This is a genomic window from Fructobacillus sp. ESL1096, from assembly GCF_058511985.1.
Window position 1 is genome coordinate 562,964 of the sequence record NZ_CP196400.1, and the last position, 13,285, is coordinate 576,248.

Below are 13,285 nucleotides of genomic sequence, written 5' to 3' on the forward strand. Positions count from 1 at the left end.
CCCTACTTCAACCGAACTCGTGGATCAACAATTGCCGTCAAAATATCAGTAATCAAGATGCAGATCATCAACATCGCAGCATAGACGATAGTGGTTCCCATAATAACCGGGTAATCTTTTGTTGGAATTGATGAAACGAACTGTTGCCCAATTCCAGGTATGGAAAAGATATTTTCAACCAAAGTTGACCCAGTCAGCAGGTTGGCAACCATTGGACCAACCAACGTCAAAATTGGAATCATTGAGTTTCGGTAAGCGTGCTTACGAATCAATTGTGTTCCGGTTAATCCTTTAGCGCGAGCCAACTGAATATAATCCGAATGTAAGACATCAATCATTTCAGAGCGAACAAACCGAGTAGTCGTTGCTGCGGGACCAACGGCCAAGGCCAAGGTTGGCAAAATTGTTTCAGAGAAGCTATCGCCCCAACCAGAAACTGGTAACCAACCAAGGTCATAACCAAAGACGTAAAGCAAGACGATGGCTAAGATAAAGGAAGGAACCGAAATTCCCAAAGTGGAAATAATTCCCAAGAAGCCATCCATCTTCTTATTTTGGTTTTTGGCGGAAACCGCTCCAAACCAAAGACCAAGCAGGATACCAACAACTAAGGCTTGCAAACCAAGCTGGGCAGAAACTGGCAACCGTTGGCCAATCAACATGGAAACTGATTGGTTCTGGTACTGGTAAGACGTTCCAAGATCCCCATGCAACAAATTGATTAGGTAATCAAAGTACTGAACAACGACTGGCCTGTCCAATCCATACGTTTGATTCAATTGGGCAATTGCCGAGGCCGACAAGTGCGGGTTATTGTAAGGTGTTCCTGGCAAAATCTGCATTAAGAAGAAAGTGGCCGTGACCACAATCCATAATGTAACTAGCAGGATTAACACTCGTTTTAAAATGTATTTGGCCATGAAAATGACTCTCCTAAATGCTTTAACAAGTTACTAAATCACGATGGAACTAAGTTTTGAGGGACTGTTTTGAAAAATTACCATTCACACCAAAGGCAGGTCACTTGGGAAACTATCCACATGATACTCGGACGCCTCTCTCTATGACCTGCCTAGTACTATTCACCGCTGTAGCAAATAGAATAAAATTTTATGAATTTTTACTTCCGGTAAGCGTTCGTCAAATCAAGTGGCAAACCGGCTGGGTTGGTAACAACACCCTTAACATTTGAACGGGTCAAGTATGCACCCTTCCATGAGTACAATGGGTTAAGGCTTGAGCTGTTCTTCAAAGCCGCTTCGGCTGCCTTCCAGTCAGCGTCACGGGCAGATGGATTATTAGCATCCGTGCTTTCTGCCTTTGTCACAGCATCAATGTAAGCTTGGTTGGTGAATTGACCATTGTTCATGCCAGTATCAGCTGCCTTGAACATGTCGTAGAAGGTTGAACCATCTTGGTAATCACCTGTCCAGTTTGAAACCACGATATCGAAGTTACCATTTTGTGAATCTTGCAAACGTTGCTTAAATGGCACAATCTTTTCAGTAACAGAAATTTGGTCACCGAATGTTGATTCCCAAGCCTGCTTCAAGTAATCCACAGTGTTCTTTGAAATTGGGCTATCAGCGTCCGTTTCCAGAGTAACGTTCATCTTACCCTTGTTGACTTCCTTGATTCCTTCTTCAAAGAGTTGTTTTGCCTTTGCCTTGTCATAAGAATAACCAGGGGCAACGTAAGTTGACAAGTCTTCACCGTTAGCGGCCTTCACCAAGTTGTTTGAAACCAAACTCTTAGCGGCATCACGGGTTCCACCAGTTGCTTGAGTTGCCAATTCCTTACGGTTGGTGGCCAGGTTCAAGGCTTCACGAATCTTTTCGTTTTGCAAGTAAGGGTTCTTAGCTTGGTTGTATTCCAGGTAAGTCGAAGCAGCAACAGCAGTTGTCTTCACATCCTTATTGTTCTTATTCGCCGCGTACATTTCAGGTGAGTTGTTCACTGCAGCGCGGTCCAACTTACCTTCCTTGTACAACTTGATGGCTGTTTCAGGGTTCTTAATTACCTGCCAGTTAACCGTCTTCGTCTTAACGGTCTTAGCATTCCAGTAATCATCGTTCTTCACCATCTTGAACTTATTGTTCGTTCCGTTCCAACCTTCCAACTTGTAAGGGCCAGAATAAATTTGGTTGGCAGCGGTTGTACCGTACTTAGAACCCTTTTCCTTCACGAAGGATTCCTTCTGTGGGGCAAACTGGGTAAAGCTCAACAGATACTTAAATTGTGGCATTGGCTTTTCCAAAGTGAACGTCAATGTATTGCCGTCTGCCTTAACACCCAAATCAGAAACAGGCTTCTTGCCAGCCACGATGTCATCGGCGTTCTTAACACCCGATGTCAGATATGAATACTGTGAGGCGGTCTTAGGATCAGCAATCCGCTGCCAAGTATAAACAAAGTCCTTTGCAGTCAAAGAAGAACCATCAGACCACTTCAAGCCTGAACGCAGCTGAACAGTATAAGTCAACCCGTCTGATGAGACGCTATATGACTTAGCCAAGTCAGGAGCCGGGTTGCCCTTTGAGTTGACCCGCAACAAGTTTGATTCCGTGTTTCCAAGAACCGTGTTTGAATACTGATCAGTACTCTTTGAAATATCTAAAGTCTGAATTTCAGCTCCTAAACCGTAGTTCAATGCTGATTTATCGTCGGAAGGGCTTGTGCCCCACCAGCCTGCAGCTCGAGATCCCCCAACTGCGGCCAAAACAACGACTGCCGCAACAGTCCATTTCTGCCATCGTTTCATGATGCTTCCTCCTCGGTACAACTTAATGTTTGTTTAATCTTATCAGACAAACACATCATTTTCAAATAATTTTTTAATAAAAATGATTACTTTGTTGTTTCAACGCTTAGTTTACCGCTTAAAATGCTCATTTTGCCGGGATTTGTTATTTTTCCTGACATCAAAAAAAGAATGATTTTGTTAACAAAATCATTCTTTAGGTATTGATTATTCACTTTTAACCGACTTATTCCGGATTTTCCTTGTAAGACAAAGCAGCCACGTTCAAGCTTTGATCCGCTAAATCCTTCGTAAAGGAAACTTCGTGAGAAACGATAATAGCGTTACCAGGAAAGGCTTTAATCGCCTTATACAAAGCTTGTTTCGTTTCTTCATCCAAGTGGTTCGTTGGCTCATCAAGGATTAAGAAGTTTGACGGCTTCATTTCCATAATGGCCAGCTTAACCTTCGTCTGCTCCCCTCCAGAAAGCTGGAACAATGGCTTTTGGGCATTTTCAGCATTAATGCCGGCGCCCGCCAAACGCTGCCGCAATTCTTTTGGCAAAATCGTAGGGAATAAGTCTTGCATCGCCTGTAATGGCGTCTGCTGGTCATTATCCCAGTCTAAATCCTGGTCAAAGTAATTCACGACAGCTGAAGGTGAAAATTCCACTTGACCGCCAAGTGAAGGAATTTCGCCCAAAATGGACTTGATCAACGTCGACTTTCCTGCCCCGTTGAACCCAGCAAAGACAATCTTCTTTTCCGTTGTTAATGAGAATGACACGGGTTCCAAGATTGCCTGATCATAGCCAACTGACAAATCAGTCACCGTCAAAGCGGCGGCCGACTGGGAGTTAACGTATGGGAAGTTAAATTTCGCCTTCAGGTTTTCTGAAGGTGGATCCACCTTATCCATCCGGGCCAGCATCTTTTCACGAGACTTGGCCTGCTTTGAAGTTGAAGCACGGGCCTTGTTCTTGGCAATGAACTTTTCAGCTTTAGCAATCTCAACCTGCTGTTTCTCATACTGACGCAGCTGCTGCTCAGAACGTTCTTCTTTTTGACGCATCGCCTTTTGGAAAGAACCGCGATACTTGGTAATTTTACCAAAAGAAACGTCAGCAATCGCGTTCGTTACCTTATCCAAGAAATCAAAGTCATGCGAAATAATCATGGCTGCGCCTTCAAATCCCTGCAAAAAGCCTTCCAACCATTCGATGTGCGCAACATCCAAATAGTTGGTCGGCTCATCAAGGATAATGACGTCGTCATTTTCCAAGAGCAACTTAGCCAAGATAACCTTGGCACGCTGACCACCAGACATGTGTTCTAGTTCGCGGTCCCGCCCAATGGCTTCCAAGCCTAGACCAGAAATCACCCGTTCGATTTCAGTATCAACGTCATAGAAACCAGCAGCATCCAGTTCTTCTTGTAGGCGTCCTGCTCGCTCAAGCAGCTTGTCATCGGCGGTAGCGGCGTACTTTTCATACAATTCCGTTGCGCGATCCTGCTTAGCATAGAGATCCTTGTAAGCCGTATGCAAGAAATCAACCAGAGTCATCCCCTCTGGAATTTCTGCATACTGATCCAAGTAGCCAATTTTCAGATTTTTCGCCCAGTCAATTCGGCCCGAAAGGGGCAAAACTTGCCCGGTCAAAATCCGAATCAAAGTTGACTTACCAGCCCCGTTTTGACCGACAATCCCCATGTGTTCGCCGGCTTGCAATTCCAAGTCAGCATCGTCATATAATGTTTTTTCTGCGTAGGCCATCGAGAGCCCACTTACTTCTAATAATGCCATAAGACTTAGTTTACCACACTTTGCCTTGACAAGCATGGTCAAGACCCCCTCTTTGGGCTATACTGAATAAAAGAACCTAGCAAATTACTATTCTTTGCTCTTATAACGTGAACCGCTTTTTTTGGAGAATCAAAGTAAATGAAAGCTCGTAAACTCAACCATAAAAAAATTCCCGCACAAGACCCCAACCGTGCCTTTCGTTTCTGGCGCGACGTCTTTGACCTTCCTCAAAGTGGTGCCCAAACTGACCGCATCTTAGTTGTTGACCACGAAGACCTTACTTTTGTTCAGAGTCAATCCAAAACTACTTTTGAGCTCTTGGTTCGTGACCACCTCCCTGAATTAAAACAGCACTTAGCCAATAATTTTGTTGTCATCGAAAAAGAGGAAGAACGTTTTAACAATAAAGTGGCGGTGACGGTTAGGGATTCCGAGGGTAATACCGTCGTCATTGAGGCGAATGCCTGATGTTGTATCACTGAACTCATTAAAAAATTTTATTGAAATATCGACTTATTTTCGCTAAAACACTTGCTCCACCGCTGTAACCATGGTATACTATTTTTTGTTGTTTAAGACAACTCCATGGTTAGTTAGCTCAGTTGGTAGAGCAACGGACTCTTAATCCGTGGGTCCAGGGTTCGAGCCCCTGACTGACCACTACAGCAATCCTTGAGGCAATCCCCAAGGATTTTTTTGTGTTCCAAAAAAATTGTTTAACTAAACTGATTGGTATTCAATAGATACCAAAAAAAAGCTAATGACACCATCTCTGGTATCATTAGCTTTTTAGCTACTTACGCTTGTCGGTAAACATAATAGGGCAGGTTACCACGATTGGCCTGCACCATAGAATTATAAAATGAATTATAATTCATTTCTTGAACAGCCGTTCCCGTTTGGCCACCCGTTACATAATTAACGGAAATGGCGCGGGCATTGGGATCATTTGAAACAATGATTTGAACGTGACCAGCTGCCCCACCTGAGGCACCCTGCTGACCCCAAATAACGATATCACCACGTTGAGCATCCCATGGCGTATTCGTTGCAATCAGTTGATAACCGTTTTGTTCCAAATAACCGTGCAAAGAATCCGTATTATACAAGTAAGCCGGCTTGGAAGCCCCCGCCTCGTACAAGGCTTCCGTCATTGCACCGGAACAATCGGCCGTCCCATCGGCGCCATCACGAGATCCCGTCATAGAATAAGTCAACTTGCCTTGATTGTCATAGAACCAATTAATAACCTGATCCGTGTTGACCTTGTTCGTGGTCGCCGTCGGTTGTACGGCTGCACTTGTCGAAGTTGGGGCTTGGGAGGTAGCTACCTGTGACGTTACTGCTTGTGAAGCCGGTGCCTCTGAAACGACAGCCTGTGAAACAGGTGCTTGGGATGCCACCGCTTGTGAAGTGGCCGCTTGAGAGCTTTGTACCTGAGAGGTAATTGCTTCTGAATTGGCTACTTGGGAAATACCAGCCTGTGAGCTAGGTACTTGTGAAGCCGCAGCTTGCGCTTGACTCAAAGACTGCGTCTGTGAGTACAAATCGGCTGATTGAGACCCAGCTCCTTGCGACACATTTTGCTCAATTGTATCGGTCTGGTCAGTATTTGACTGTTGTTCACCAGCAACAGACACCACTTGACTAACTTGATTTTGATTGACACTAGCTGCCATTGACTGGGCGCTAGCCTGGGAACTAGCCACGGACAAAGACTGGCTCTGAGCTAGTGATTGGGCAGCGACCGTTGTCGCTGTTTGACTACCCGTTTGGCTTCCCTGGCTGACTGCTTGTGCAGTGGCCTGCGAATCGGCAGCCACCTGAGCGGAATCAGTCGTTGGTGCACCTTTTTGCATCAACACCAAGTTTGGCTGACTAGTTTGGCTCTGGCTTACCTGAGCAACTCCAGCAGACAATAAGACACCATCATCTTTAAGCTTTTGGATCACTTGAGCCTGGGCACCCAAGCGATAGCCTGAAATCAACAACCCTTGGTCATCCAAGCCCAACTGCTGGGCCGCCTGTTCCGTGCTCAAACCATAAGCCTGGGCAATCACATCCAGTGTGTCCCCCCACTGTGTCGCATAGCCATGAATATTTTGTCCTTGGCCTTGCTTTGCAATGGCAGCCTTGACCTGGTCAAGCGAGTTTGCCTGCCATTGGCTTTGTTGGTCAACTTGAGATTGTGCCTGGCCCTGAACTTGGTCAGCACTGGCTGTTTGATTTTGGTTCAAAACGGTCGCCCCAAAAACAGCGCCCGTTGCTGCTAATGTCGTCGCACTTGCTGTAAACATTAACCGATGTCTAAGGTGCTTGTCTTGATTATGATCCGTCATGGTTGATTACCTCCGTTTTCTGAATGACAATATTTCGAGCATAGCTACTAAACCGAACGTCATGAGTTCGGCCATCTTTTTGATAGTTTTAAAATCAGACTGGTTATCCGAATTCAAAAAAATTTAATTATTCCCAAAGGAAAATAACTTGGCTACGCTATAAACCTTCTCCGACTCTATTGTACAGTATTGGCGTCAAAATTGTTACAGTAACAGGTCAAAAAAAGGCAACCCTATCAAAATCAGGCAAAAGATTTTGTTTTGATAACCAAATCGACAGTAAAAAAGTTCCCGCCCCCATCCTGGTAGCGAAAACTTTCTTTTACAAGTTCATTGAAGATGAATGGCCAGGTCCGCTTCGATCAGGGTCAATGGCAGCAATCGCTGCATTCACCGCCGCCGGTGCTTGACCAAAGCCAGTAGCCATTAAATCAACATGACCCAGATAAGATGAAGCATCCCCAATTGCAAAAAGAGCTGGTTGCTTCGTTTTGATCTGGTCAGTCACAACGATGCCAGCTGAATCCCAATCAAGGTCCACTTGCCAACCAGTATCGGCCTGTCCCTTTGTTAAAAAGCCATACTGAACAAGGAGATTATCCACCACTAACTTCTCTTGCTGACCTTGATCTTTAACATGTTGTAGCGTCAATTCTAGTCGACCATCAGCCGTTTGTTGTGCGCTTTCGACTTTTTTAGGCGTTTTCTTAATCACCTTTGTTTTCTCTAAAGCCAATACAGCCTGTTCCAGGGCCCGAAATTGGTCTCGGCGGTGAATCAGGTAAGTCTTCTTAGCAATCGCGTCTAATTGCTGGGCTAAATCAACCGCTGAATCACCACCGCCGAGGACCGCCACTTCCTGATTTTGATAAAGCGCAAGATTCGGGGCAAAATAAGACAAACCCTTTCCCTCTAGTTCAGCCTCATTTTCAATTTGCAACCGTCGTGGCTCAAAAGCCCCCTTACCAGTTGCCAAAATCACCGATCGACCAGTCACACTCGTTTGCCCGCCATTAATTGCGATGTGCCAGTTTTTACCGGCACGAACAATATCCGTGACCTTGGCCTCGGTCTGAACATCAACCGGAAACTTAGCCAACTGGTTTTTAAGGCGTTCAACCAATTCTCGGCCAGATACCCCTGGCAGTCCCGCGACATCCCAAATTTTTTTATCGGGGTAGAGTGTTTGCACCTGACCGCCAAGATCCGTTAAGGCTTCTAATAAAAGCACCTTGGTATTGCGCAAGCCAGCATAGAAGGCAGCAAAAAGGCCCACCGGACCACCACCAACAACAATAATATCGTACGTTTTTTCCATTTTGACTCGCTTTCTTCGTGTTTTACCTAACAATTTTGCTATAATGAAGTGTACCCAAACTAAAGGAGAATGCGCAATGTCTCGCAAAAAAATGATTTTAGATCTCGACACTGGTATTGATGATGCCCTAGCCTTGGCTTATGCCATCGGCCATGATGACATCGACTTAATTGGGATTATTGCCACCTATGGCAATGCCCTGACCAATGTCACGGCCAAGAATTCACTTGACCTCTTAGACCTCTTAGGCGCCCATGACGTTCCCGTTTTCATTGGTGAGTCACATTCATCGACCACCACTGACTTCACTGTCATGCCAATCTCACAGGCCATTCACGGCCGAAATGGTATCGGCGATGTCGAAGTTGAGGCCTCAACACGGACTGTTGACAGCCAAAACGGTATCGATTTCTTAATTGAAGCCGCTCACCAATACAAGGACGAACTAATTTACCTTCCAACTGGTCCTTTGACGAACTTAGCCAAGGCCCTTGAGAAAGATCCAAGCCTTGCCAAGTTGATTGGCCAAACAACTTTGATGGGTGGGGCTTTAACGGTTCCTGGTAACGTGACGCCCTTTACGGAAGCTAACATTCACCAAGACCCCGAAGCCGCCGACTTTGTTTTTAAAAATCAGGAAAACCTCACCATGGTTGGCCTTGATGTCACTCTACGAACGCTTTTAACCAAGAAGCATACACAAGAGTGGCGTAATCTCGGCACAACTGCCGGTCAGAACTACGCTGACATCATGGATTACTACATTGATGCTTATTATAACTTAGATATCGATAAAAAAGGAGCCGCCCTCCATGATCCACTAGCAGTGGCGGTTGCCGTTGACCCAAGCTATGTAAGCACTTTGGACTTAAACATGCAGGTCACTTACGACCAAAAATCAGGTGACTACGGTCGAACAATTGGCGACAAGACCAAACTTTTGGAACCAACGATTTCAAAGGCTGCCGTTTTAGTTGACCAAGACCGTTTTGTCTCTGATTTTCAGCAGATGATGCTCAAGGTTCTCGCCTGAAAATTCCCACCAAATAAAAAGACTTAACCAGTGACATGCGCATATTACAAGGTCCATTAGTCACTTAGCTAAGTCTTTTTTTGATGAAATTTTACCGATCCAGATTCTTGGGCATTAGCCCCTCTACTCAATCAGCAAAGTCAGCACCACTTTGATTACTTGTCAGTAGCCAATTCTGCTAGCTTTTGATCAACAAGGGCCAAAACCCGCTCCTTAGCAGCGGCATCCTCAACAAAGTTAAGCTCATCACCATTAATTTGGAGCTTTGGGGAACGGTCGTATTGGTCGAACCAAGCATCATAGCGAGCATTTAGGTCCGCATAGTATTGGTACAAGTCTGGGTCCTGCTCAATCTGCTCGTAAGGACGACCGCGCTTCTTAATTCGAGCTAACATTGTCTCCAACGAAACGCGAACATGGATTAACAAATCCGGCGTTTTCGTCTTGTTTTCCTCTGAAACTTCTTCCAAGACATTATTGACCAAATCCTTATAAATGTCGACTTCGGTCTGCGTTGCTCGACCTAAATCAGCATTGAGCTGGAAAAGTAGGGCATCTTCAAAAATTGACCGATCCATGACCGCATTCTTCTCTTTTTGTCCCTCGTGAATCTGGTCCAACCGGGTGTTCAAAAAGTAAACTTGGAGCAAGAAACTGTATTTCTTGGGGTCCTGGTAAAAGAGTGGCAAAATTGGGTTGTTATCCACACTTTCATAGTAGGCGCGACCACCCAAATGCTTTGCTAAAATCTCTGTCAAACTGGTTTTTCCAGCACCAATTGTCCCGGCTAATACAATCATATGTTCATCGTTCTCCTCATTTATCACTTTTTTAAGTATAGCAAAATCTCAACGGCAATTCCGCCTTCGTCGCTAACTTTTAACATAAAAAAGTCGACCAACATTTTGGTCGACTTTTTGTTTTGAAATCGATAGGTATTCGAAAGCTTATGACTGCAAAGTCTGATTTAACTTAAGGGTAACCGTCTTCTTTTCAGTACCACGATAGTAAGTCAACGTTGTCTTGTCGCCGACCTTATGCGTGTAAAGCTGCTCACGCAAATCAGCCTGGTTAGCAACTGTCTTACCATCAATACCAACAATGACGTCATACTTCTTCAAGCCCGCCTTATCTGCTGGTGAACCGCTGTTGACCTTGTAAAGAACCACACCACCATTAACGGTATTTGGAATTTTGAGCGTTGACTGCTGCTCATTAACGGGAACCTGTGACAGATTAATCATCTGAATTCCCAGGGCTGGCCTCGTCACCTTACCATCTTTCACCAACTTATTAACGATGTCGACAACCTGATCCGAAGGGATGGCAAAGCCAATCCCTTCAACCGCCGTACCGTTTGATGATGATGACAACTTCATTGAATTGATTCCAACTACCTGTCCCGCTAAGTTAATTAACGGGCCACCTGAATTACCGGGATTAATAGCGGCATCGGTTTGAATAACCGTGGAGCCACCATAGTTTTGGCCGGAATCATCATCAGCCTGAACCAAACGCTTCGTGGCCGATATAATCCCTTCTGTTACTGAGGAAGCGTACTGTGACCCCAGTGGTGATCCAATTGCCAATACCTGTTGACCAACAGAAATTTGAGCTGAGTCCCCAAAGGCGGCAGTTGAAATCGTTGAAGAATCAGTGATTTTCAATACGGCCAAATCAGTTAAAGCGTCCTTCCCAACCAGCTCGGCCGTAACTGTATTATTATCATTGGTAATGACCTGCAACTTATCGGCACCGTCAATCACGTGATTGTTGGTGACGATAAAGGCTGAGCCCTCAGCCTTTTTATAGACAAAACCAGACCCTTCCGTTGATTCATTATAAGTGTTACCACTCTTTTTAAAATTAAGCACCGAGACAACAGAATTGGCCACCTTGTTATAAGCATTGGTCGCCGTATCCTTGGACGTCATCGTTTTTGTTGCTGTCGCTTTGGTCCGAACAGGACTGTGCGTTACTTGATAATTTTGATAAATTTCTTGTCCAGCTAAAACAGCCCCACCACCAATTACACCGGCTAGGGCTCCAGCCAAAATCAAATTCGTTAGGTTCTTTTGCATGGTCGTCTCCAAAATTTGTTAACGCTACTATAACTGATTGAAATTAAGCAGAAATTAAGGTCACGAAAGACTTAATCTTCATCCCACTGCTTTTCAGTCGATAACAAATCGTCCTGCACATAATTAAGGGTCATCTTAAAGGTAGAGCCTTCATTTTCTTTTGATTCGACCCAGATGCGACCATTAAACTTTTCAATCACTTCTTTAGAGATTGCCAATCCCAGTCCAGTACCGCCTTGGGCCCGCGACCGCGACTTATCCACCCGGAAGAAACGGTTAAAGACCTTCTCCTGGTCAGCTACTGGAATACCCAGTCCTTGGTCTTTGATGCTAATCAAAGCCTTATCGCCTGATTTTTCAAGGGACACTGTAATACTGCCACCATCAGGTGAGTACTTAATAGCATTATTCATCAAATTATCGATGACTTGGGTCATCTTATCATAATCAATATCAACCCAGAATTCCTGATCTTTTGGGATGTGACGAACAATCTTAATCTTTCGATCCGAATTTAAATCCTTTGACGGTGACAACAAAATCATTTCAAACCGATCCAAAATAAAATTCAACATGGTATTCAGTTGAACCAATTCCGTCTTAACTTCCATCGTTCCCTGGTCCATTCGCGACAACTCAAGCAAATCGGATACCATTCGCGACATCCGGTCCGTTTCGTTTTGAATCACCGTCAAAAATTCACCAAGAATTTTAGAATCTTCCTTAGCGCCTTCTTGCAAAGACTCGACGTAGGACGCTACTGTGGTCAATGGTGTTCGCAGTTCGTGAGAGACGTTAGAAACAAAGTCACGCCGATCCTGATCAATTTTTTTCTGTTCCGTGATATCGTGCAAAATCAGAACCATGGCATTAATCAAACCAGAGGGATTCTTAATCAAAGACACCCGAACTTCAATAATTCGCTGACCGACATCAACCGTCATGGACCGTTGCTGTTTAATCAAATCCCGAATACTTTGGTATTCAGGGAGGTCCAATAGGTCAAAGACCTGCTGTCCCAGTGCCGCTTGTTCGCTGACACCAAGCAACTTGGTTGCTGCCTGGTTAATAATCGTTAGCTGTCCTTTAGCATTCGTCAGCAAAACCCCATCAGCCATATGATGGAGGACGGAATGGAGGCGGTTACGTTCATTGCTAATGATTTCAGTTGATTCTGCAATCCGGTTTGACAACGTATTGACCGAGTGGGCCAACTGCGAAATTTCATCCGAACCAGAAATTGTGTTGACCATCGAATAATCACCAGCCGCAATCCGCGCTGTTTGTTTATTGATGATTTCAATTGGCCGTGTCAATGTCCGAGACAGAATAAAGGCCAAATAAACCGAGGCCACCAGCGTGAGCAGACCAGCCAACAAGAACAAAAGCAAAATTTGACGAGCATTGGCGTAAACCTTAGCGAGGCTAGCATAAACCACCACCACACCAACAGGTTTCTCTCCAGATTTGCTAGGAGCATTCGTCCCATTCGCATAAAGTTGCCGGGTCACCACCGCCTGTTGGCCGCTTCCCTGATTGCGGTCTTGTGTCCGGATCTTAAGGTAAGAATTACCGCCATCCAGAGCAATCTCGCTATTAGAATCAATATTTTTTGGTAATAGCGACTTCTTTGTCGACTGACTGGAAACAACCTTACCGGACTTATCATAAACCACGACGTTTTCAACAAGGTTGGAATCGAAGTCCTTCACGGCTGTATCCATTTTTTCCCGGCTCGCCTTACCAGAACCCGCATCCAAACCCTCGACAATTTTTTTCGTAACATAGGTTGGCATTGTCAGCTCTGCCTCACTGGCAATGAGATCATGCTGCTCAATTTGATGAACGAAAAAAACGCCGAATGATTCTAAAATAACAATTAAAAAAAGGACAAAGACAAAGGTTATCCGGAATCGAATCGATTGTAAGAGTTTAACAATGACTTTCATAATCCCTGACAGCGAATGCCT

At 44.8% G+C, this 13,285-nt stretch carries 10 protein-coding genes and 1 tRNA gene; 3 read left to right on the forward strand and 8 right to left on the reverse strand.

Annotated features, from left to right (window positions below):
* Positions 1-2 precede the first annotated feature (2 nt).
* The 3 genes from ACSYSR_RS02640 to ACSYSR_RS02650 all read right to left on the reverse strand — a co-directional run bounded on the left by ACSYSR_RS02640 (position 3) and on the right by ACSYSR_RS02650 (position 4,544).
* On the reverse strand, positions 3-920 hold the full coding sequence (locus tag ACSYSR_RS02640; RefSeq protein WP_489816214.1) for an ABC transporter permease: 918 nt from the start codon (positions 918-920) through the stop codon (positions 3-5).
* Positions 921-1,120: 200 nt separating this feature from the next.
* Positions 1,121-2,761 (reverse strand): peptide ABC transporter substrate-binding protein, encoded by a 1,641-nt coding sequence (locus ACSYSR_RS02645; RefSeq protein WP_489816213.1) that lies wholly within the window; start codon positions 2,759-2,761, stop codon positions 1,121-1,123.
* Between the two features lie 226 nt (positions 2,762-2,987).
* Entirely contained in the window at positions 2,988-4,544 is a 1,557-nt protein-coding gene (locus ACSYSR_RS02650) for an ABC-F family ATP-binding cassette domain-containing protein (protein ID WP_489816212.1), read from the reverse strand.
* Positions 4,545-4,682: 138 nt separating this feature from the next.
* On the opposite strand from ACSYSR_RS02650, the gene ACSYSR_RS02655 reads away from it, so the two are divergent.
* Entirely contained in the window at positions 4,683-5,012 is a 330-nt protein-coding gene (locus tag ACSYSR_RS02655) for a VOC family protein (RefSeq protein ID WP_489816211.1), read from the forward strand.
* A gap of 119 nt (positions 5,013-5,131) precedes the next feature.
* A tRNA-Lys gene (locus ACSYSR_RS02660) sits at positions 5,132-5,204 on the forward strand.
* A 137-nt stretch (positions 5,205-5,341) separates the two neighbouring features.
* Here ACSYSR_RS02660 and ACSYSR_RS02665 read toward each other — a convergent pair.
* Both ACSYSR_RS02665 and ACSYSR_RS02670 read right to left on the reverse strand, forming a co-directional pair.
* Entirely contained in the window at positions 5,342-6,883 is a 1,542-nt protein-coding gene (locus tag ACSYSR_RS02665) for a peptidoglycan amidohydrolase family protein (RefSeq protein WP_489816210.1), read from the reverse strand.
* Between the two features lie 322 nt (positions 6,884-7,205).
* A complete protein-coding gene (locus ACSYSR_RS02670) occupies positions 7,206-8,201 on the reverse strand; it encodes an NAD(P)/FAD-dependent oxidoreductase (RefSeq protein WP_489816209.1) in 996 nt (331 codons plus the stop codon).
* 76 nt (positions 8,202-8,277) lie between these two features.
* On the opposite strand from ACSYSR_RS02670, the gene ACSYSR_RS02675 reads away from it, so the two are divergent.
* On the forward strand, positions 8,278-9,234 hold the full coding sequence (locus ACSYSR_RS02675; RefSeq protein WP_489816208.1) for a nucleoside hydrolase: 957 nt from the start codon (positions 8,278-8,280) through the stop codon (positions 9,232-9,234).
* Positions 9,235-9,389: 155 nt separating this feature from the next.
* On the opposite strand, the gene ACSYSR_RS02680 is transcribed toward ACSYSR_RS02675, so the two are convergent.
* From ACSYSR_RS02680 to ACSYSR_RS02690, 3 genes are all read right to left on the reverse strand, one after another.
* Positions 9,390-10,034 carry a deoxynucleoside kinase gene (locus ACSYSR_RS02680; RefSeq protein ID WP_489816207.1) on the reverse strand — a complete coding sequence of 215 codons (645 nt, stop codon included), beginning with the start codon at positions 10,032-10,034 and terminating at the stop codon, positions 9,390-9,392.
* A gap of 147 nt (positions 10,035-10,181) precedes the next feature.
* Positions 10,182-11,315, reverse strand: a complete 1,134-nt coding sequence (locus tag ACSYSR_RS02685; protein WP_489816206.1) for a S1C family serine protease — start codon at positions 11,313-11,315, stop codon at positions 10,182-10,184.
* A gap of 71 nt (positions 11,316-11,386) precedes the next feature.
* Entirely contained in the window at positions 11,387-13,264 is a 1,878-nt protein-coding gene (locus tag ACSYSR_RS02690) for an ATP-binding protein (RefSeq protein WP_489816205.1), read from the reverse strand.
* Positions 13,265-13,285 lie beyond the last annotated feature (21 nt).